This is a genomic window from Dolichospermum circinale AWQC131C, assembly GCF_000426905.1.
Taxonomy (GTDB): domain Bacteria; phylum Cyanobacteriota; class Cyanobacteriia; order Cyanobacteriales; family Nostocaceae; genus Dolichospermum; species Dolichospermum circinale.
On record NZ_KE384592.1, the window covers coordinates 49601 to 69698 of the forward strand.

Here is a 20098-nt window from a genome sequence, read left to right on the forward strand (position 1 = left end):
GTGAGTAGTGGTTGTGTGGAGGAAAAATGAGGATACAAGCCGCCAAAATCCAAAATAGAGGTTAGTGATTGCGGCTGGTGATAAAATGAGCGAGCGCTTGGAGAGGAATAGCTTTTTCACCATAAAATTCTAATTCGGCACAAGCTTCAGCAACTAGTTGTTGAGCTTTAGCGCGAGATTCTTCAATTCCCCACAAACTAGGATAGGTAACTTTTTTAGCTGCCAGATCCTTACCAGCGGTTTTACCTAACTGTTCTTGGGTAGCAGTAATATCTAGAATATCATCAATGATTTGGAAAGCGAGACCAATATTTTGAGAATAACGAGTTAATTTTTGCACATCTTGAGCAGATGCACCAGCAATAATTCCTCCACAAACTACGGAAGCTTCTAACAGGGCTGCGGTTTTGTGATTATGAATAAAATTCAGAGTTTCTAGGGAAATATCTGATTTACCTTCCGATTCTAAATCTACTACCTGGCCACCGACTAAACCAGCCGCACCTAAGGCCTTAGCTAGACGAATAATTACTTGTAAAACCCTATCCTTGGGTACATTTTCAGGAGTTTGGGCGGCCACATACTCAAAAGCTAAGGCCAATAAACCATCTCCTGCTAAAATAGCCACATCTTCACCATAGACCTTATGATTGGTCAATTTACCACGACGATAATCATCATTATCCATAGCGGGTAAATCATCATGAATCAGTGACATGGTATGAATCATTTCTACTGCACAAGCTGTGGCCATGGACATTTCTATAGTACCACCAATCATGTCGGCGGTAGCTAGACAGAGAATGGGACGAACTCGTTTACCTCCAGCTAAGAGGGAGTAGCGCATGGCTTCATAAATCTTTTCTGGATAAACGACGGTAATGGAATTATCCAAAGCCTGTTCGCAAAGCTGTTGTCGTTCTTTGAGATAGGTAGCGAGGTTAAAACTAGCCGACTCTGATTTTTTTGGGGTTGTCAATTTTTCATCCGTTGCTACCATGCTTTGTATTCCTCTTCACTGTTCAAAATATGGGGCTGTTGTTTGCGATCTGTATATTTTTGTTATTCAAACCCAATAACAATTTTACGGGGGTTGGGGACGGAAACACTCACCGAATTTTAGATTTTAGATTTTAAATTTTGGCTTGGAGATTCCAAGTTGAAAATCTCAAGGAGTTTGAAGCCCCTAAATTCATTTGGGGAATAAATCTAAAATCCACAGTCCAAAATTTTTAATCCTCCTGCATTCATAAAAATTATTTATCAGTTGCCTGTTGTTTGTAAATAGCTAGAGACAGTGTTCTGTAATAACATAGCAACTGTCATTGGACCGATACCACCGGGAACAGGGGTAATATATTCTGCCACATTAGCGATCGCTTCAAACTGAATATCACCAACCAAACGACTTTTGCCACTGTTATCTGTAACTCGATTTATTCCTACATCTACCACAACCGCACCCGGTTTGACCATCTCAGCGGTAATCATTCCCGGAATACCTGTGGCTGCAATAAGAATATCAGCATTTTGGGTAATATCCGGTAAATTCTGAGATTTTGAATGAGCAATTGTGACTGTAGCATTAGCCTCCAATAACATCAAGGCCATCGGTTTCCCTACTAAAATACTACGCCCTACCACTACTGCATTTTTACCCTGTAAAGGAATTTTGTATTCCGCTAATAACCGCATCACACCAGCGGGAGTACAACTGCGTAAACCTATTTCACCGCGTACAAGTTTACCTAAGTTGACCGGATGTAATCCATCAGCGTCTTTGTCTGGTGCAATTCGATGTAGTAGACTAACAGCATCTAAATGATTGGGTAGGGGCAATTGTACCAAAATTCCATCTACCCTTTCATCTTCGTTAAGTTCAGCAATCACTTCCTCTAGTTCAGTTTGACTGGTTTGGGTGGGGAAATGTTTACCGAAAGATGTAATTCCAACTTTAGCACAGGATTTTTCTTTATTGCGGACATAAGCGGCTGAAGCTGGGTTATCACCAACCATGAGTACAGCCAAACCAGGCCATCGGCCAATTTTGCCTTGTGCTATGGTAATAGTCTGGCGCAGTTCTTGTTGAATTTTGTCGGCTAATGCCTTACCGTCGAGGATTTTGGCTGTTTGTCTGTTCATAAAGAAGGGAACTCTAAACAGGTAACAGGTTTTGATTTTGATCTTTCGTCTGTATCCTGATCTTTTGTTTATTCATTTTCTCATTTTCCCAGTCCCCTAAAATTTAATTTTTTGCAGTAAAATACTAACTTGCTTTATTCACCAATTTCCAGAATAATCAATAGGAGGTTATGTGAATATAAGCACAAATCGCATACACCAACTACTTACCCATCGTGCAAGATACCGACTCCATGAATGACATAGCTGCTGCACTGCAACAGCCAGCAGATTTAGATTTTCAACTACCTGATCCAGAAGATGAGGAAATTCCTGAGTCTGACTTTTTACAACAACTAGATGTAGCATGGCAAGTATGCGATCGTTTTGACTTGCAAACAGAAATTTGGCGAGGCCGGATTTTACGTTCTATCCGTGACAGAGAAAAAAAAGGCGGAGATGGGCGCGGTACTGGTTTTCTTAAATGGCTCAAAGAACGGGAAATCAGTAAAACCCAGGCTTACAGTTGGATTCAATTAGCTAATAGTGCTGATACCCTGATTTCCGATGGCAAACTCGACCCAGACACAGTTAATAACTTTAGTAAACGGGCCTTTGTGGAAACGGCCAAAGCTGTACCAGAAGTACAACAGATGGTTAGTGAAGCCGCGCAAAAAGGCGATCGCATTACCCGGAGAGAAGTCCGTCAACTTACTGACGAATGGACTGCCATGACATCAGATTTATTACCAGAAGAGGTGAGAGAAAAAGCCGCAGATAACAGCCTCCCACCGCGTTACATTGCCCCTCTAGTCAAGGAAATGGAAAAACTGCCCGAATTGCACCAAAAGGCATTACAACGGGATATAGCCGCCAATCCTGACGTTGATACTGTTAAACAAGCGACTTCAGAAGCCCGTCAATTAGCTAAATATCTCAAATCTGCTGCTCAGGTACAAGCGTTAATAGCGGAAGATGTAGATATTGAAACCGCATTAGAAGAAGCCCAAAGAGTCGGTTGTTTAAGTATCGCTGCTGACTTGGTAAATCAAGCGTCTCAAATTGAACAAAACATTGCCAAGTTGTATATGACTTGGAAAAAAATTGGCAATTTAGCTGATAGATTGTACGTAGATACGGGTGCAAGTACACCTAACCTGCGATCGCTCCTCACTTGTATAGAACCCCTTGGTGGTGAAATGATGGAATTGCAATTAAGTGGCGCAATAGAACATACAATTAGATTACAAATTCAGGAAACAAATTAGCTGCGGGTGTTACCAATTTCTCCTTATTTAAGGTAACAGCGGTGCTGCTAATTCATCCATTTTTTTAGCAAGTTCAACATCTAAATTACTGATAGCATTACCAATATCGTGGGTAGTAAGATCAACTATAACAGTGTTGTAAACATTAAACCATTCCGGGTGATGTCCCATTTTTTCCGCATAAATACCGACACTAACCATCCAACCTAAGGCAGTTGCAAAAGAGTTAAATTTATATTCTTTGTACAATTTGCCATCTTTGATTTGCCATCCTGGTAAACTCTTGAGAGCTAGTGTTAGTTCAGTTTCGTTCAATTTTCGTGCTGCCATTTTCCTAACCTACACAGGGATTTTATCAATCGCTATTCTATCTAATTACCATCTTTGGCGATTTTTGTGCTTCCATCTTTTGAGTAATATTCGCAAATAGCGAAAACTGAAATAACGGCTATACCCTCGCACCACTTCTTTTCCCACCAACAGCACCCCTGGCCAAAACAAAACTTCGGCCAAGACTAATAAAGCTGGTACTAATAGGGCTTTCTGAGCCAGGGAAATCGGTAAAAATGGTACAATGACAGCGATGGCTAACCAGGGAGAAAATGAGATAATGATTAAAATTAAACCTAGATTTTGCATATTTTATGTTTTTTTAAATAAAATTATATTTAACTCAGTATAGAGAATAATCTATTTTTTATCAAAACTCCGATCTGGAGATGTCTAATTAGTCAATTCCTATTTGGCTGAAATACAGATTTATCCGCGCATATTTGCGTTTATCTGCGTTTAATTACTTATTTTGACATCGCAGTTGAAATAGTCAAGGCTATAAAATCCGAATTAACTTAAACTGCGATCGCTACTAAGGTACAATTAGTAAAGGCCAGTCAAAACTTTCTTTCCATAGCGCCCGATAATTGGCTAAAGTCCAATTACTGGGGAAAATCGCTGCTTTTGTTACCTAACCTCCCAGAAATGTGGAGAAAATGACAATTAGCGGCAGGAAAACGATAAATACACCTGTTAGCACCACTAACAGGCTTAAAAAATTGGCATTTTTGAGATTCCAATTTAGCTTGGACATTGGTTATGACTTCATGTATTTGTTTTTCTGGTACTAAAACATCAGTAAAAACTAATCTAATCACTATAGTTCCTTGTTAAGTTAAATTAAATCACAGTGATCATTATCCCCAATTTTATCGGGCAAGTTAAGTTTTTGTATCCAATGAGTAGGGTTAACGGAGTAATACAGACTATGCAGCAGATTTTAGACCAGGTCAAAGAAATTGATTTCCAAAGTGAAGTATATAGAGATGCTTATAGCCGCATTAATGCTATCGTCATTGAAGGGGAACAAGAAGCTCACGAAAATTACATAACATTATCTCAACTATTACCGGCACAAGCAGAGGAATTAATTCGCCTGTCAAAAATGGAAAGTCGTCACAAAAAAGGATTTGAAGCCTGTGGCAGGAATTTAAAAGTAACTCCAGATCTGGAATTTGCCAAGGAGTTTTTCTCAGGATTGCACAAAAACTTCCAAACCGCAGCAAAAGAAGGTAAAATAGTTACTTGTTTGCTAATTCAATCTTTAATTATTGAATGTTTTGCGATCGCAGCCTATAACATATATATTCCCGTGGCTGACGACTTTGCCAAGAAAATTACAGAAGGAGTTGTCAAAGAAGAATACAGTCATCTTAACTTTGGTGAGGTGTGGCTGCAAAAAAACTTTACAGAATTCAAAGCTGAATTAGAGCAAGCAAACCGTCAAAATCTGCCCATTGTCTGGAAAATGCTGAATGAAGTAGCAGATGATGCCAAAGTTCTAGCAATGGAAAAAGACGCTCTGGTAGAAGACTTCATGATTCAATATGGTGAAGCATTAAGTAACATAGGCTTTACCACCCGTGACATCATGCGTCTTTCTGCTTACGGACTCGTAACTGCTTAAATATTAACCATAGGGGTGACAATTCCGTTACCCCAAAGGATTGCTGAATAATTCCCAAGTTTTGCACCACAGCACACGCCTAAGATATCAATTCATGTTTGGTTTAATTGGACATCTGACTAGTTTAGAACACGCTCAATCAGTAGCTCAAGAATTGGGATATCCAGAATATGCCGATCAAGGGCTAGACTTTTGGTGTAGCGCCCCGCCACAAATAGTTGATCATATCACTGTCACCAGTATTACCGGGCAGAAAATAGAAGGAAAGTATGTAGAATCTTGTTTTTTGCCGGAAATGCTGGCTAATAGGCGGATTAAAGCTGCAACACGCAAAATCCTGAACGCTATGGCTCATGCACAAAAGCATGGCATTGATATTACAGCTTTGGGGGGATTTTCCTCAATTATCTTTGAAAACTTCAATTTAGAACAGTTTAAACAAGTTCGTAATATTAATCTAGAGTTTGAACGCTTTACTACAGGCAATACTCATACAGCTTACATTATTTGCAAGCAAGTAGAAGCAGCATCTAAACAACTAGGAATTGAATTATCCCAAGCAACTGTGGCCGTGTGTGGAGCGACGGGGGATATTGGTAGCGCAGTAACCCGCTGGTTAGATAAAAAAACAGATGTCCAAGAATTGCTATTAATTGCTAGAAATCAAGAACGTTTGCAAGAACTACAAGCAGAACTAGGACGGGGTAAAATAATGCGGTTAGAGGAGGCACTACCCCAAGCGGATATTGTCGTCTGGGTGGCTAGTATGCCCAAAGGCGTAGAAATTGATCCAACCACATTAAAGCAACCCTGTCTACTAATTGATGGTGGTTATCCTAAAAACTTAGGCACAAAAATCCAACATCCGGGGGTATATGTGTTAAATGGTGGCATTGTGGAGCATTCCCTAGATATTGACTGGAAAATTATGAAAATTGTCAATATGGATGTACCAGGCCGCCAATTATTTGCTTGTTTTGCCGAATCAATGCTACTGGAATTTGAGAAGTTATATACAAACTTTTCTTGGGGTCGTAATCAGATTACCGTAGACAAAATGGAGCAAATTGGTCGAGTGTCTATTAAACACGGTTTTAGACCATTAGTAGTTTAGTTAAAAGGCAAAAGGTAAGAGGCAAGAGGCAAGTAGCAAAGATAAATATTCTCCTCGTTTTCCTATTCCCTGTTCCCTATTCCCTGTTCCCTATTCCCTGTTCCCTGTTCCCTATTCCCTATTCCCTATTCCCTATTCCCTATTACCTTAATATGGCAACAACTGAGCGCAAACCACTACTATTAGATTTTGAAAAGCCTTTAGCAGAATTGGCCACTCGCATTGAACAAATTCGCCAACTAGCTGAAGAGAATGGCGTTGATGTTTCTGGACAAATTCGCCAACTGGAAGCACGGGCTATGCAGTTGCGGGAGGAGATTTTTAGTAGTCTGACACCATCCCAACGACTACAAGTAGCTCGTCATCCTCGCCGCCCTAGCACCTTAGACTATATTCAGTCTATCAGTGATGAGTGGATGGAATTACATGGCGATCGCTGTGGCGGAGATGATCCCGCTTTAGTGGGTGGTGTCGGCCGTTTGGCTGGACAACCAGTAATGATGTTAGGACATCAAAAAGGTCGGGATACCAAAGATAACGTTGCCCGAAACTTTGGTATGGCCGCGCCTGGAGGCTACCGTAAGGCTCTGCGGCTCATGGAACACGCCAATAAGTTTAATATGCCAATTTTGACCTTTATTGATACTCCTGGGGCTTGGGCGGGCATAGAAGCCGAACACCAGGGACAAGGAGAAGCGATCGCCTATAACCTGCGAGAAATGTTCTGCTTTGACGTACCCATTATTTGTACAGTGATTGGTGAAGGTGGATCCGGTGGGGCTTTGGGTATTGGTGTAGGCGATCATCTACTGATGTTTGAACACTCAGTTTATACAGTTGCCACTCCAGAGGCTTGTGCTGCAATTTTGTGGAAAGATGCCAGTAAATCCCCCCAAGCGGCGGTAGCTTTGAAAATCATCTCCCATGATCTCAAAAAGCTGGGAATTATTGATGAAATTATTCCTGAACCTTTGGGTGGCGCACATTCTGACCCATTAACAGCGGCTACTAATTTGAAACAAGTTTTAGTAGAAAACTTAGATAAACTGAACCGCTTCACCCCTGCCGAACGCCGTCAACTTCGCTATGATAAATTCCGCAACATCGGCGTTTTTACAGAACTTGCTCATTAAAAATACTCAAAACCATAGCATAAAAACACAGCAATGCTATAATTGCCTATGGCAGCTTAAAGATTTTAGCTAAAAAGTTGGACAATACCATGAGTTTTGAGCAAAAAAGACGCGCCTTAATTACTGGTGCTAGTAGCGGAATTGGTAAAGCAACGGCTTTAGCATTTGCAAAAGCTGGAATAGATATAGCCTTAGTTGGTCGTTCTCAAAATAATTTAGAGTTCGTAAGCAAAGCAGCGCATGAATTGGGAGTTGAAGCCCAAGCTTTCTGTGTGGACTTAGCTGAAGTTGCCGAAGTTAAAGCTAAAATTCAGGCGATCGCCCATGAATTTGGTAACATAGATATTCTCATTAATAACGCTGGTATTGGATATACAGAAAACCTGAGCGACACACCTCTAGAAGACTGGCAGCAAGTAATTAACGTCAATCTCACCGGTGTATTTCAGTGCATGATGGGAATTTTGCCAGGAATGCGCCAACAAGGCCAAGGCACAATCATTAATATTGCCTCTGTTGCCGCCAAACAAACTTTTCCAGGTTGGGGAGCATACTGCGTCAGCAAAGCCGGACTCCTTTCCCTATCCCAAACCCTTGCAAAAGAAGAACGTGCTAATGGCATTCGCGTCATGGCCATTTGTCCAAGTTTTGTAAACACAGAAATTTGGGATACCCCCACAGTTAAAGCTAACTTTGACCGTTCCCAAATGTTAACTCCAGAAATTGTGGCCGAAACAATTCTCCACACTGTCTTATTACCACAACAAGCAGTAATTGAAGAATTAACCATTATGTCCAATGTTGGTGTTCTCTAATCGCTGATTTCGTCATTTATTTCTAATGACAAATGACCGAAAAATTTTAGATTTTAGATTTTAGATTTTACGTTGGGAATTTTCGGTACCAATCTCGCCGACCCAAAAAAGCTAACTAATGCTAACAAAAGTCGGCTTTTTCTTCCTGCTTCATCCTAGAAGTGTCGGCACTATCTAGTCCACAGGCTAACACGGTTAATCTAACCGCTTCTTGTTTTACATTAATTGCAGCGTTTACATCTCTATCACACTCAAAACCGCATTTCTCACATTTAAACACTCGTTGAGATAATGACAGTGATGATTTTTTTTCTCCACAACTGGAGCAAGTTTTACTACTGGCATAAAATCTATCTACAACTACTAACTTACTGCCATATAGTTGAGTTTTGTATTCTAGCTGCCTCCTAAATTCATAAAAGCCCATATCAGCAATAGCTTTTGATAACTTACCATTTGCTAACATTCCAGACACATTCAAATCTTCTATCCCTATTACCGCGTGGTTTTTGCTGATATAAGTAGTGATTTTGTGTAATGTATCTTTTCTCATGTTAGCTATTTTTTGGTGTAGTCTTGCTATTTTGATTTGGGCTTTTCTATAATTATTATAACCGACTTTTTTATGCCGATTTAAATATTGCATTCTTGCCAGTTTAGATTCATACTTTTTATAGCTTTTTAAGCCATCAAATACTTCTCCTGTTGATAATATTGCTAGATGATTTATACCTAAGTCAACTCCCACATACTCTTGTTTTTTAGGGGTTTGACTGGTTTCTACTTCTATTTTCCAAGATACAAACCACTTGTCAGCTTGTTTACTAATTGTGACTGATTTGGGTTGATATCCAAAGGGGAGAACTTCATAAGTTTTTAGCCAACCAATGACAGGAACTTTTACTTTTTTCTGCTCAATGTGAATTGCACCATCTAAAGTAAAAGAATCATGTTTACCTTTTTTCTTGAATTTAGGAAATCCTTTGTTTTTCTTGAAAAAAGATTTAAAGGCATCTGATAAATATCTTAATGCGTATTGAGGAGCGCATTTAGATACTTCATAATACCATTGACATTGACTTTTAACTGATGCTACTAGCCATTTATGTAAATCTATGGCTGTAGGAAATTTAATTTTATCTTCAGGATTAAGTTTATTATGTATAATAACCTGTTGACACAATGCTAAACCTTGATTCCAAGCGTGTCTAGCTACTCCTGCGTGCTGTGCCAGTAGTAGTTTTTGTTGCTTGTTGACCTTGAGTTCTGTCTTGAATCCTAGTAGCATGAAGATATTTTACAACAAAATTCCAATATTGTTACCATAGAGGTGTGACTTTGCATAGGAAGCATAAGTAGTTAATTGTTATTAATTGTTAGCTTTTGAGTTACTGTTAATTAGCCCTTGCTAACCATAGTTGCCAAGTTAACAAGGGCATCAAGTCACTCCATCGCTCTGCCGCCTGAGTCGAGCGATGCGTTTACCCTGATATCTGTGGTAGTAGATTCTAAACGTTGATATAACTGTGTTAACCATTTATCAACCATCAAGTTAAGCAACTCCGTTGCCTCTCGTTTTTTAGCATGACCGTCATTGTGAAACAAAGCCTTTTTCTCTGGGCTTTTTGAATAATATTGAGTGCATTCTTTCAGCTTTTCTATCTCATTACGAGTGAGTGACAGTTGAAAGTAATCTGGAATAGAAGTCCATAGTGCCTCAGGCAATTGACTATAGTTCAATAATAAAATTCGTTGATGCGCCATTGCCAAGGCTGCATGAAAAAAACTTGCTAAAATAATGCAATAATACTCTTCATAGCTGAGTTTTTCCACCTCTTGTGTAGAAAGCGAATTGACAGTGGCAACTATCCAAGGTTGGTGGCGATTGATTGACCAATCAAATGCCCAGGTTGTTTTGAGAATTGAGACGATGACTTCCATCGGATCACGATAAAGAAAAATACAGGGCGTATAGGGAAACGCTTTCCGAATCAAGGGAAAATCTAAAATATGCTGACTGCTGAACTTGATAAAGTAATTTTTTTCCCAGCCAAATCGCTTTTGACCCAGGGCATTAATGATCTGTCGTAAACAAGTAATTTTTTGTGCTTCAGCAAAAACCGTTTCTTCAAATCTAAAATCAAGGTCTTTAATTTTATCTCGTGATGCCTCCTTTGGCGCATGGTTTGTGAGATCGCTAGAACTAGGCCAAAACTCATCTGCTTGTATAGCCAAGAAATCAAGAGAGCCAAAAATATTACCTCCCAAAACTTCGGCGATAATCCGAGGTTCTGAAAGAACAATATTTTGAGGCAGGGCAGACAGTGCCTTAGAAATTAAAGTTGAACCACATCGCTGGGTATGGAAAATAAATCCAGTGGGTTCAAGACCAGGTTGACCTTGATAAAGATGGTCTAAAACATCTAAATTTGTGTGTACTCTCCGGTGATTGGGTTCATCTCTCAGGTAACGGGCGATGGTTTGATTCAGAAATGGCTCTGAAAAAGTGATATTGCTCAAGTCAAGCCATTCGACTGAAGTGTGTGAAGCATCCCAAATTAAGCGGCTGGGCATTAATCCCGTCAGTTTGTCCAGTTTCATAGTCAAGTAATTCCTATGGCTTTAATATCATCTGGTAAATCATAGGGCCATGCTTCAAAAGCAAATTTCCATGCTTCAATTATAGTATCAATTGTTTCTGCTTGTAACTCATATTGGTTAACTTGATAACTTTCCTGGGATTGAAGATATTGGGAAAAATTGTCTTTCGCGTCTTCAAAACCAGGGAGATCAAATTGGTTATAGATGTGTTGCAGCACTGCTAATTCATGACCCACAAAGTCCTCATACTTGATTTCCACTAAATTATCTGGCTTAATCATTTGCCTGTCATTTAAAAACTTTTGCATCATCTGCTGATAAAAAAATATAATATTGTGGCTAATCTCTGATTCGCTGATAGATTGCAAACCCAGACTTGCCACCAGTCTCTGAAAAAGCTGGTGGGCTGAGGCATAAATTTTATAAGGATTTCGATAAATATGAATGAACTTTGCTTCTGGGAACATCTCTAGTAATACGGGTATCCGTGCTGTATTCAAAGGATTTTTAAGAACCAACCTTTTGCCTGCTGCACCCAAAGTTACTTTTTTCACTAACTTCATATAAGCTTTTTTCCAGGCAGCCTTTTCTGAGTTATCCACTGTTTCAAACAAAGCCCATTTTTTAAAAATCTCTTTCATATTTTTGGGAAAATAGAAACCATGATAAAATGAATAGACGGAGCTATTCGCCAGGGCAAACTCTTCTTCGCACGGAGAATAAGCTGACATGATGATATTATCTGAAATTCTCTGGCCACGAAAATCTTCATGAGTCCAACGTTTGGCTAGATCAGGATAAGACAGGAATATCTCAGATCCCCGAAAGGCTTGAAAACGTGAAACATAGCCTAGATTGTGATCCTGAGTGATCAAGTTGAGCAGGTAAGTTGTGCCGCTTCTCCAATGTCCAATGATAAAGATGGGAGGCTGTGTGATCGCACAATTTTCAATCTGCCCACCAAACCTGACTTGCTCTACAATTCTCAAATAAATTGTCAAAAAACTAAGCTGGGAAACCGTCAAGGCTTGGGGTAGATAGGGGCGATCGACACCGCCATTCACAACCAGCAATTTCAGCCAGTTGAGAAACGACCCACCGGATAATAAATGTTTACGATAAAGCACAGAATTGTAATTCATTTTCGTTGATCAGGACTAGCTATAGGCTAATCTCATAAATGAACAGGTCTCCTAGATCTTGATGGTTCTTTTCTGTGAGCAGAGTTTTAACTTTAAATCCGCTTTCCAGGGCAATAGTTTTCGGATCATTATCTAGATCAGACAGATCCAAAAAAGTTGCTAAAATGACACCTCCTGCACGCAGTCGAAGTTTGGCATCATTAAGAAAACGTTGAAATATCGCTTTACCCCCATCGTCACTCGGTCCAAAAACAGAAGTTCCCCCTGGACGATAAAAGTGGTTAAATACAATTAAATCAAACTTAAGATATTCTTCAACGTTTTCAAATAAATTACTTAATCGCACTTTAATTGGTGGGACTTCTGGGTTCTTTTGAACATTTTCCAGTGTGCAGGTAACAGCAGGCGGGTGGACATCTGCTGCATAGACATGAGGAACACCATTCCGACTCATCACTAAGGCTAAATAGCCGCATCCACACCCCATATCAAGTGCATATTCTGGGTGGTAGTTGCCTAGAATCTGTCCGAGTTTAAAGCTGGCTAATGACACATCCGTGGGAAAAACTCCCTTGCCAATTGTTAATTGAAAGCCATCATACTCACTTGTATAGGGCTGCTTGTCATAAGCTTCTAAAAGTTGTGCAACGCGCACTGTCATGAGATCGCAATTCATCAAGATTCTCCTAAGAGGTTTTGGCGGCTAGTGGATAACTGTCACCAGTTTCTAAAGCATAGAAATCCGGTTCTTGACCCAAAGCAAATTTTAGGGAGCTTATAAGTCCATTATTGCCTTGGGTAATAAAAATAGCAAGAGCTACCAGGGCAACTATAGCGGTTAAACTAAAAATAACTTGGTAACTCCATATATCTGCAACCACTCCCATGACCGGTCCAGAAATTGCGGTTCCTAAATCTAAGCCTCCCAAGCAAACTGAGTAAACTCGACCCCGTTCATGGGTACCTGATCGATCAGCTACTAAAGCAATCATAGCCGGAATCCAAGCCCCTGCCCCTGCCCCTTCTAGGAAGCCTGCAACCAGAAAAATAGAGGAGTTGTGGGCTAATGAGAGCATGAAAACAGAGACTCCATAGCCCAATAAACCAAGGGTAATCATGATGCCTCGTCCATAGCGATCGGACACTCGACTTGACAACACACGCACCGCAATATTAGCAACACCAGCAGCCGTGAAAAACCAGCCAGCATTGGTACTAATACCAGTCTCTCGCATAAACAACGCAACAAAGATACTTAAGGTGCCAAAAACTAAACCTCCCAAGAAAAAAACCAAGGTTGAAATTCTCAAACGAGGGCTAACGACCAGTTGCCAGAACTGACTCGATTCATGACTAGATTTAGCTGAAAGCTCAGGGTATCCAGTTGCCGTTTTCTCTGGTTCATCAACTTGGCTAATACAGCCCATTGCCAGTAGTCCTAATCCTCCAGCAAAAATAAATAAGGCTTGGTTTCCCATTTCCCCTTGTATCCAAGTTCCCAAGGCAGGTCCAATGGACATTCCTAATGGTCTGACCATACTTAAGTAACCAATCATCTGCCCCCGTCTTTCGGGGGGGGATTGGGTGACGACTAAAGCACTATAAGCTGTGCTGAAAGCGGCGATCGCAATCCCATGAAAAGCCCGAATTGCCATCAGAAAACCAATGGAGTTCACCAGTATATAAAGCAAAGGGGTAACAGCAACAATACTCACCCCCATCATCAAAACTAATTTACGGCTGCGAATATCTGCAAGATATCCCATTTGCGGTCTCAGTCCAAATAGGCCAATGGTAAAGCAACACATCACCATGCCTACCTGCCATCTTCTTGCACCCAAATCCTCAATATACTTCGGCAACGTGGGGAGTAAAGAATCAAAACTAGACCAAAAGAGTAGACCTCCAACTCCAGCAAAAATGAGGGAACGGTAGGGGCTTAAAATCGTGAAGATTTCTGGCTTTTTTGCTGGCAATGGGTCAGGGGTTGGAAGTAAGGGAGTGCGATCGCCCATGACCCAGATTACATAAAATAAGCCGACTGTACCTAAACTAATTGAGCTAATTAGAGGGACATAATCAATTATCATAAATGCTCACTTAATAATAGATCCTATTTTATCAGGGTCCAAACAACAAAGCTGACTGTTTTCCCACCAAGAGGTGTATTTGCCAAAAGCTGATCCCACAGCAAGCACATAGAGTTCAAGCGTTGATTTTTGAGACTGCAAGGAAAGCGGTGCGAGTTTCTCTTGAGGCCATTTGTTGGCAAAAACCTCCAAGCAAGTTCTCACAAGCTGCTGGGGAAATAGGGTACTTTCACCACGAGGCAAAACCAAATCATAAACAACACGGGGGGGTTGATTGAGTAATTGGGCTACTTTGGGATTCAATCGTCTCACAAGACGCAGATCACCATTGTCATCGGAATCATCAGAAAGCAAGAGGTGGAAACTTTGTAACGGACCTTGCTGGAGAATCACCACCGTATCACTGACACGGCCTTCATCGTGAGTACAATCCTGTCCATAGTGTGGTGTTGTACGTCGAGTACATCCTCGACTATGTAAAGAGAGTTGAAACTCACAAGTTGCTTGGGTATTCAACCCATTTTTCCAGGCAAATACCAGGTTAATGTCTACTTCTCCATTCGATATTTTTGAGGGGTCAAATGTCTCATTTTCAGGAGTCCAACGCTTTTTTTGGAGTTGTTCTGGATTAGATTTGTAGCTAGATTCTGAGTTTCTAAATTCAGATCGACCGAGCAATTTTCCGTAACTGACATCAGTTGTGAGGCTACCCACATGATCAACCAAAGTGCAACTAATTAATTTAGTCTCAATATAAGTGGCAATGGGAGGTGCATTAACCAGGCAATAGGCGGCAAAATCAATGAGGTGATAGCCTGTATGGTTTAAAGTTCCCAAACCTTGAGCATAGCCATGAGCACCGGGAAGATGATATTCGTCACTAAAGCGATAGCAACCATTATTGAGGTGAATTTGTAGGTAGGTTAACCCTTGTTTCGTCAAGTTATGAACTTCTTGAAGTCCTTGGTAAATTTTAATATATGGGTCTTCAGATCGCCTACGCAAATGCATATAAATCTGGCAAGGTCTTGGGTAAAAACGGTGGCTAGATTGGTTAGCCCGATCGCACAGATCATTAAAATCTTGCCAAAGTTGATGGGCAGCAGTGGGTGTGCCAAATTGGTGGGGTAAGACGATGGGAGGTTTATCGCAAATAATATCGAGACCTTGGGAAATGCCCCAATCTAAATAATCAAAATTCAAATAAGGAGGAACGACAATTGCCAGGATATGAATTTCCAGGAGATTGATGAAGCGATCAAGTTGAGCCAAATCATCTTGCAAATTTCCCGAAAGGGGTATCCATTTTGTATGATGTCGATCAAACTGTGGGGTAAAGCTCTGAGTATGAGGACTTTTTCTTGGGTCAATGGGATCAGCAATGGCAGCGAGCTTCACATCACCAGCATCGTCACCTAAAATAACCGGAAGATACACCTTGGCAGACCACTTTCCAGAACCTCCAAGAACCAAAATGTTTTGTGGCATCTTATTCGTTAACTTTTACAATACTGTAGCCAAAAAAAGAGATGATGTAGTAGAGTTATAGTCTTCTACAAGAGCCTGCAAGCTGAGTCAACTCTAAGTGAATCTTGCCGTCCTATCGCTCAAAATTCCCGCTTCATATCTGGACGAATTCCATGAAATGATCAAGCCGATTACAACTTATCTCTATAGCTTTTTCAATGAATTTATTCAACGCACAGTGATGGGATATCACCCAATTTCTAAAGAACCTAAAACCTACAGAGAACTATCAACTGTTTCATCCTCTGCACGCCAATAGGGATCAACAATACACAGAAAAACTAAAGGTTCTGTTCCACAGTTTTTCACGTATTGAATACTGCTGGGTGGCACATATATTGTATCACCCATTTCAACAGGCTCAACTTCTTCGTTGATGTAGATTTCTCCGGTCCCACTCAGAATGTAGTATACTTCTGAACTTTTGAGTGCATGGGAAATTGAACTTTTGCCAACGGGCAAAATTCCATGAGCTAGGCTGTAGCGGAGGGTAATGGACACATAATTTGGATGAAGTAATTCCCTTAAGTGTGTGCCGTCTCCTGCGATTAATTCTGGACAATCATCAAACTTTTGAATCAACATAGATAACTTGTTGTAGACGCTATAGCAATCATACCCCAATCGTGAGGTACGATAACTTTATCCTATACCTATGCTACCATCTCTTTACCATCATGTCAATGATCTATTTATTACTTTCATTGACTTCACGCCAGTCAGTGTTACTGCTGACGGCTTTTCTCTAGCTTTTTTAGTCCAAAGTCCAGGACAACTAAACCAATCACAAATTACCAAAATTCAATCATGACTATCGCTGGTTCAAATGGTTCTAATACCTCGCAATCGCCTCTCATTCCTGATTTAGCACAAGCTATCAATGTTCGACCAGACCGCAACACTCATGGTGGTAAAGCAGCAGAAATACATCCACCAGCTGAGGAAACAATGGATGAAATGATGGCAGCTGTACGGACAATGCTAGTGGGAGTAGGGGAAGATCCTGAAAGAGAGGGACTTCTGAAAACGCCCAAGCGTGTAGCTAAAGCTATGAAGTTTCTCACTAGTGGCTACAATGAATCCCTCGAAGACCTCATCAATGGTGCGATATTTGATGAAGGACATGATGAGATGGTACTAGTGAGAGATATTAACTTCTTTAGCTTGTGTGAGCATCATATGTTGCCTTTTATGGGTAGGGCGCACGTTGCCTATATTCCTAATCAAAAGGTTGTAGGATTAAGTAAATTAGCGCGGATTGTGGAGATGTATTCTCGTAGATTACAAGTACAAGAAAGACTAACTCGACAAATTGCGGAAGCTCTACAAACAGTTCTCGAACCCAAAGGTGTTGCTGTGGTCATGGAAGCTAGTCATATGTGTATGGTTATGCGCGGGGTGCAAAAACCCGGTTCTTGGACAGTCACTAGTTCCATGGTGGGTGTATTCCAAGAGGAACAAAAAACTCGTGAGGAATTTTTCAACTTGATTCGTCACCAAGCGTCCTTCTTTTAGAGAAGAATGGGTAATGGGTAATGGGTAATAGGTAATGGGTAATGGGTAACAAGAATTTTCCCATTACCACTGACAACTGACAACTAACCACTGACAACTAACCACTGACAACTGACGAATTAGCAAGCCTTTTCAACAATAAAGCCACTTGATCTAAATTTTTGTCACCCGGTGAGCGTTCGACACCACTAGATAAATCAATACCATTGGGTTTAATCTGCGCTAAGGCAGACAAAATATTGTCTGGTGTGAGTCCTCCCGCTAAGAACCAAGGAAGACTGGGGCTAAATTCCTGATTTAACTTATGCCAATCTAAAGTTTGTCCTGTTCCTCCTAGTTGTTGTGGATGGTAGGCATCAAGTAGTAGAGTATCTACATAATCGTTATAATTTCCGGTGGTTTGTAGATGCTCTAAACTGCGGACTCGGAAAGCTTTGATAATTTCTACTTGGGGGAGAGATTGACGTAATTGATAGCAAAATTCTGGTGTTTCCTCTCCATGTAACTGCACACCTGTCAAACCAGACTCAGTAACTACTTGACTAATTTCCGAAATAGTGGTATTGGCAAAAACGCCGATTTTATCAATATTTTGGGGAATGGGAGTAATAGCAGTCCGAATCTGAGCTATAGTGACGTAACGAGGAGAATCAGGAACACAGATAAATCCTAGTGCAGTTGCACCCAAGGACGCTATAGCTATAGACTGCTGTGGTTGAGTAATACCGCAAATTTTAACACGCATTTAACATTAGTGAACCAAAGGCTGAATATGTGAAAAGTTACAAATAATCACAAATGTATATTAATTTAACTTAAAAACTTTTGCTTTGTCCGATGTAATTTTATAATTCTGTAATATTCATTTTTTCATTGAGGAGAACACACCTTCATGTCATCAATCTTATTAGCCGCAACATCTGTTCCTGTTACACCGGTGTGGAGTCCTACAGTAGGCATCATTATTAGCGCCAGCAGCGCAGTTGTGCTTTTATTCACTTTTGCCCTGAAATCTGCTAAAGTTGGACCTGGGATGCCTGTATTGCCTGTAAGTATACCGGGATTCATTGGGGCAATGGCTTTTGGTCATGTAATTGGTATTGGTATTGTATTAGGACTAACTAACATTGGTAGTCTGTAAGTTGGATTAATATTTTTTGTCAGCAGCAATAGGTAATTAATTTACCTGTTGCTTTTTTTGGCAGGTTCTAGATATTCGACTTCTTAGAGAATTTGGGTATCTGGGGCTTTTTTTTCGTGATCAAATTTGGGAAATTGTCTATCCTAGAGTTATACCTACATTTCTGACTATCAAATAATTTCTGGAAATATCTAATAATGCAAACAAATTGGCAAATAGGTTCTTTATTTGGCATTCCTTTGTTTTTAGACCCCTTATGGTTTCTAATTTTGGGGTTAACAACTCTCAATTTTGGTTTAGCTTACCAACAATGGGGGACTGTCGCAGGTTGGGGTGCTGGTTTAATCATGGCACTGCTGTTATTTGTTTCGGTGTTGCTGCATGAATTAGGACATAGTTTGGTGGCACAATCCCAGGGAATTAAGGTTAATTCTATTACTTTATTTTTGTTTGGGGGAGTTGCGGCCATTGAGGAAGAATCAGAAACTCCAGGCCAAGCTTTTCAAGTAGCGATCGCAGGTCCTGCAGTAAGTGTTATTCTATTTTTTCTACTGCGTCTAATAGCGACTGTAATTCCTGATAGTAACCTCCTGAATGAAATGACAGGAGATTTATCGAGAATTAACTTAGTTGTGGCTTTATTTAATTTAATTCCTGGTTTACCTTTGGATGGAGGACAGGTTTTAAAAGCTGCTTTATGGAAAATTACAGGAAACCGTTTTCAAGCAGTACATTGGGCTGCAAGGTCTGGACAGATTTTAGGTTACAGTGCGATCGCTTTAGGGTTTATTATTGATTTTTTGACTGGGGAATTTATCACGGGTTTATGGGTGATTTTGATTGGCTGGTTTGTAGTTCGCAATGCTAACAGTTATGACCGTTTAACTACATTAGAAGAAACGCTACTAAATTTAGTAGCAGCCGATAGTATGACTCATAATTTTCGGGTTGTTGATGCTCATCAAACTTTACGAGAATTTGCTGATTTATATCTTTTAGAAACGACTGTACCAGAGGTTTATTTTGCTGTTGCTGATGGTCGTTATCGCGGTTTGGTTAGTATTAATGATTTGCGAACTACAGAACGAAGTGAATGGGAAAATCAAACTTTACAAAGTATTGTTCATCCATTAACAGCAATTCCAACTGTTATGGAATCTAGTTCTTTGGCAGAGGTAATCAATAAACTAGAAGCTGAACAATTACCGTTAATTACTGTTATTTCTCCTGCTGATACTGTAGCTGGAATTATTGATAGGGGGGACATTGTTCAAGCATTAGCACAAAGATTAAATTTACCTATTACTTCATCGGAAATAAAAAGAATTAAAGAAGAGGGTAATTTTCCTCCTGGTTTACAATTGGGAGTAATAGCTAAATCTGTGGAAAAATGAAATTGTCTGAATTAGGATATCCAGGATTTGATAATTTTTAAGATGAATCATTTTTAATGATCAGGAAATTGTCTGAATTAGGATATCCAGGATTTGATGATTTTAAGGAAATATTCATACTTTTCATAAAGTGACTTTTTGAATATACGTTTTTGTCATTTTCTGCCATTAGTAGAGAAAACTATTCGTGATGGTTGGGTTTATTTGTGTCAATCCAAACTACAAACTACTACTTTTTAATACCTTTAATAAATGCTGTTCTTGCATCAATAATGGA

At 40.1% G+C, this 20098-nt stretch carries 21 protein-coding genes; 8 read left to right on the forward strand and 13 right to left on the reverse strand.

Translation table 11 applies throughout. The features are described 5' to 3' along the window. Window positions 1-61: 61 nt before the first annotated feature. Both crtE and folD read right to left on the reverse strand, forming a co-directional pair. Entirely contained in the window at window positions 62-1000 is a 939-nt protein-coding gene (gene crtE, locus ACIR131C_RS0103325; protein ID WP_028089053.1) for a geranylgeranyl diphosphate synthase CrtE, read from the reverse strand. Between the two features lie 263 nt (window positions 1001-1263). Beyond that, complete coding sequence (folD, locus tag ACIR131C_RS0103330) at window positions 1264-2142, reverse strand: bifunctional methylenetetrahydrofolate dehydrogenase/methenyltetrahydrofolate cyclohydrolase FolD (RefSeq protein ID WP_028089054.1); 879 nt, start codon at window positions 2140-2142, stop codon at window positions 1264-1266. A gap of 233 nt (window positions 2143-2375) precedes the next feature. On the opposite strand from folD, the gene ACIR131C_RS0103335 reads away from it, so the two are divergent. Then, a complete protein-coding gene (locus tag ACIR131C_RS0103335) occupies window positions 2376-3389 on the forward strand; it encodes a hypothetical protein (RefSeq protein WP_035371450.1) in 1014 nt (337 codons plus the stop codon). A gap of 27 nt (window positions 3390-3416) precedes the next feature. Here ACIR131C_RS0103335 and ACIR131C_RS0103340 read toward each other — a convergent pair whose 3' ends face one another. From ACIR131C_RS0103340 to ACIR131C_RS0103350, 3 genes are all read right to left on the reverse strand, one after another. Further along, window positions 3417-3719: a 4a-hydroxytetrahydrobiopterin dehydratase gene (locus ACIR131C_RS0103340; RefSeq protein WP_028089056.1), complete on the reverse strand. Its 303-nt coding sequence runs from the start codon at window positions 3717-3719 to the stop codon at window positions 3417-3419. Between the two features lie 45 nt (window positions 3720-3764). Then, window positions 3765-4028, reverse strand: a complete 264-nt coding sequence (locus ACIR131C_RS0103345; protein WP_028089057.1) for a transporter suffix domain-containing protein — start codon at window positions 4026-4028, stop codon at window positions 3765-3767. Between the two features lie 296 nt (window positions 4029-4324). Beyond that, on the reverse strand, window positions 4325-4540 hold the full coding sequence (locus tag ACIR131C_RS0103350) for a hypothetical protein (RefSeq protein WP_028089058.1): 216 nt from the start codon (window positions 4538-4540) through the stop codon (window positions 4325-4327). Between the two features lie 110 nt (window positions 4541-4650). On the opposite strand from ACIR131C_RS0103350, the gene ACIR131C_RS0103355 reads away from it, so the two are divergent. The 4 genes from ACIR131C_RS0103355 to ACIR131C_RS0103370 all read left to right on the forward strand — a co-directional run bounded on the left by ACIR131C_RS0103355 (window position 4651) and on the right by ACIR131C_RS0103370 (window position 8411). Next, on the forward strand, window positions 4651-5349 hold the full coding sequence (locus ACIR131C_RS0103355) for an aldehyde oxygenase (deformylating) (protein WP_028089059.1): 699 nt from the start codon (window positions 4651-4653) through the stop codon (window positions 5347-5349). Window positions 5350-5443: 94 nt separating this feature from the next. Next, on the forward strand, window positions 5444-6463 hold the full coding sequence (locus ACIR131C_RS0103360) for a long-chain acyl-[acyl-carrier-protein] reductase (RefSeq protein ID WP_028089060.1): 1020 nt from the start codon (window positions 5444-5446) through the stop codon (window positions 6461-6463). A 152-nt stretch (window positions 6464-6615) separates the two neighbouring features. Next, window positions 6616-7596 (forward strand): acetyl-CoA carboxylase carboxyltransferase subunit alpha, encoded by a 981-nt coding sequence (locus ACIR131C_RS0103365; protein ID WP_028089061.1) that lies wholly within the window; start codon window positions 6616-6618, stop codon window positions 7594-7596. Between the two features lie 89 nt (window positions 7597-7685). Beyond that, complete coding sequence (locus ACIR131C_RS0103370; RefSeq protein ID WP_028089062.1) at window positions 7686-8411, forward strand: SDR family oxidoreductase; 726 nt, start codon at window positions 7686-7688, stop codon at window positions 8409-8411. A gap of 121 nt (window positions 8412-8532) precedes the next feature. Here the strand turns inward: ACIR131C_RS0103370 and ACIR131C_RS0103375 are convergent, their stop codons facing one another. The 7 genes from ACIR131C_RS0103375 to ACIR131C_RS0103405 form a co-directional block, all read right to left on the reverse strand. Further along, window positions 8533-9699, reverse strand: a complete 1167-nt coding sequence (locus ACIR131C_RS0103375; RefSeq protein ID WP_028089063.1) for an RNA-guided endonuclease InsQ/TnpB family protein — start codon at window positions 9697-9699, stop codon at window positions 8533-8535. A 155-nt stretch (window positions 9700-9854) separates the two neighbouring features. After that, window positions 9855-11012, reverse strand: coding sequence for a sulfotransferase (locus ACIR131C_RS0103380; protein WP_028089064.1), 1158 nt, complete (start codon window positions 11010-11012; stop codon window positions 9855-9857). A gap of 2 nt (window positions 11013-11014) precedes the next feature. Beyond that, a complete protein-coding gene (locus tag ACIR131C_RS0103385; RefSeq protein WP_028089065.1) occupies window positions 11015-12154 on the reverse strand; it encodes a sulfotransferase family protein in 1140 nt (379 codons plus the stop codon). Window positions 12155-12173: 19 nt separating this feature from the next. Then, on the reverse strand, window positions 12174-12815 hold the full coding sequence (locus tag ACIR131C_RS0103390; RefSeq protein WP_028089066.1) for a methyltransferase: 642 nt from the start codon (window positions 12813-12815) through the stop codon (window positions 12174-12176). A gap of 25 nt (window positions 12816-12840) precedes the next feature. Then, on the reverse strand, window positions 12841-14244 hold the full coding sequence (locus ACIR131C_RS0103395; RefSeq protein ID WP_196811716.1) for an MFS transporter: 1404 nt from the start codon (window positions 14242-14244) through the stop codon (window positions 12841-12843). Window positions 14245-14250: 6 nt separating this feature from the next. After that, the gene (locus tag ACIR131C_RS0103400) at window positions 14251-15732 is read right to left on the reverse strand and encodes a Gfo/Idh/MocA family oxidoreductase (protein WP_028089068.1); all 1482 of its coding nucleotides are present in this window, start codon (window positions 15730-15732) and stop codon (window positions 14251-14253) included. 255 nt (window positions 15733-15987) lie between these two features. Further along, on the reverse strand, window positions 15988-16356 hold the full coding sequence (locus tag ACIR131C_RS0103405) for a cupin domain-containing protein (protein ID WP_028089069.1): 369 nt from the start codon (window positions 16354-16356) through the stop codon (window positions 15988-15990). Window positions 16357-16578: 222 nt separating this feature from the next. On the opposite strand from ACIR131C_RS0103405, the gene folE reads away from it, so the two are divergent. After that, window positions 16579-17286, forward strand: a complete 708-nt coding sequence (gene folE, locus ACIR131C_RS0103415) for a GTP cyclohydrolase I FolE (protein ID WP_028089070.1) — start codon at window positions 16579-16581, stop codon at window positions 17284-17286. A 97-nt stretch (window positions 17287-17383) separates the two neighbouring features. Here folE and ACIR131C_RS0103420 read toward each other — a convergent pair whose 3' ends face one another. Beyond that, on the reverse strand, window positions 17384-18031 hold the full coding sequence (locus ACIR131C_RS0103420; RefSeq protein ID WP_028089071.1) for a phosphoribosylanthranilate isomerase: 648 nt from the start codon (window positions 18029-18031) through the stop codon (window positions 17384-17386). Between the two features lie 147 nt (window positions 18032-18178). On the opposite strand from ACIR131C_RS0103420, the gene ACIR131C_RS0103425 reads away from it, so the two are divergent. Together ACIR131C_RS0103425 and ACIR131C_RS0103430 are read left to right on the forward strand one after the other, a co-directional pair. Continuing rightward, window positions 18179-18427: a photosystem I reaction center subunit PsaK gene (locus tag ACIR131C_RS0103425; RefSeq protein WP_028089072.1), complete on the forward strand. Its 249-nt coding sequence runs from the start codon at window positions 18179-18181 to the stop codon at window positions 18425-18427. 197 nt (window positions 18428-18624) lie between these two features. Further along, the gene (locus ACIR131C_RS0103430; protein ID WP_028089073.1) at window positions 18625-19821 is read left to right on the forward strand and encodes a site-2 protease family protein; all 1197 of its coding nucleotides are present in this window, start codon (window positions 18625-18627) and stop codon (window positions 19819-19821) included. Window positions 19822-20098 lie beyond the last annotated feature (277 nt).

Coding starts and splice junctions, on each gene's coding strand:
- ACIR131C_RS0103375 (WP_028089063.1), bottom strand. CDS start 9,699: ATGCTACTAGGATTCAAGACAGAACTCAAGGTCAACAAGCAACAAAAA.
- crtE (WP_028089053.1), bottom strand. CDS start 1,000: ATGGTAGCAACGGATGAAAAATTGACAACCCCAAAAAAATCAGAGTCG.
- folE (WP_028089070.1), top strand. CDS start 16,579: ATGACTATCGCTGGTTCAAATGGTTCTAATACCTCGCAATCGCCTCTC.
- ACIR131C_RS0103365 (WP_028089061.1), top strand. CDS start 6,616: ATGGCAACAACTGAGCGCAAACCACTACTATTAGATTTTGAAAAGCCT.
- folD (WP_028089054.1), bottom strand. CDS start 2,142: ATGAACAGACAAACAGCCAAAATCCTCGACGGTAAGGCATTAGCCGAC.
- ACIR131C_RS0103430 (WP_028089073.1), top strand. CDS start 18,625: ATGCAAACAAATTGGCAAATAGGTTCTTTATTTGGCATTCCTTTGTTT.
- ACIR131C_RS0103395 (WP_196811716.1), bottom strand. CDS start 14,244: ATGATAATTGATTATGTCCCTCTAATTAGCTCAATTAGTTTAGGTACA.
- ACIR131C_RS0103425 (WP_028089072.1), top strand. CDS start 18,179: ATGTCATCAATCTTATTAGCCGCAACATCTGTTCCTGTTACACCGGTG.
- ACIR131C_RS0103370 (WP_028089062.1), top strand. CDS start 7,686: ATGAGTTTTGAGCAAAAAAGACGCGCCTTAATTACTGGTGCTAGTAGC.
- ACIR131C_RS0103340 (WP_028089056.1), bottom strand. CDS start 3,719: ATGGCAGCACGAAAATTGAACGAAACTGAACTAACACTAGCTCTCAAG.
- ACIR131C_RS0103360 (WP_028089060.1), top strand. CDS start 5,444: ATGTTTGGTTTAATTGGACATCTGACTAGTTTAGAACACGCTCAATCA.
- ACIR131C_RS0103355 (WP_028089059.1), top strand. CDS start 4,651: ATGCAGCAGATTTTAGACCAGGTCAAAGAAATTGATTTCCAAAGTGAA.
- ACIR131C_RS0103345 (WP_028089057.1), bottom strand. CDS start 4,028: ATGCAAAATCTAGGTTTAATTTTAATCATTATCTCATTTTCTCCCTGG.
- ACIR131C_RS0103400 (WP_028089068.1), bottom strand. CDS start 15,732: ATGCCACAAAACATTTTGGTTCTTGGAGGTTCTGGAAAGTGGTCTGCC.
- ACIR131C_RS0103420 (WP_028089071.1), bottom strand. CDS start 18,031: ATGCGTGTTAAAATTTGCGGTATTACTCAACCACAGCAGTCTATAGCT.
- ACIR131C_RS0103385 (WP_028089065.1), bottom strand. CDS start 12,154: ATGAATTACAATTCTGTGCTTTATCGTAAACATTTATTATCCGGTGGG.
- ACIR131C_RS0103380 (WP_028089064.1), bottom strand. CDS start 11,012: ATGAAACTGGACAAACTGACGGGATTAATGCCCAGCCGCTTAATTTGG.
- ACIR131C_RS0103335 (WP_035371450.1), top strand. CDS start 2,376: ATGAATGACATAGCTGCTGCACTGCAACAGCCAGCAGATTTAGATTTT.
- ACIR131C_RS0103390 (WP_028089066.1), bottom strand. CDS start 12,815: ATGACAGTGCGCGTTGCACAACTTTTAGAAGCTTATGACAAGCAGCCC.
- ACIR131C_RS0103405 (WP_028089069.1), bottom strand. CDS start 16,356: ATGTTGATTCAAAAGTTTGATGATTGTCCAGAATTAATCGCAGGAGAC.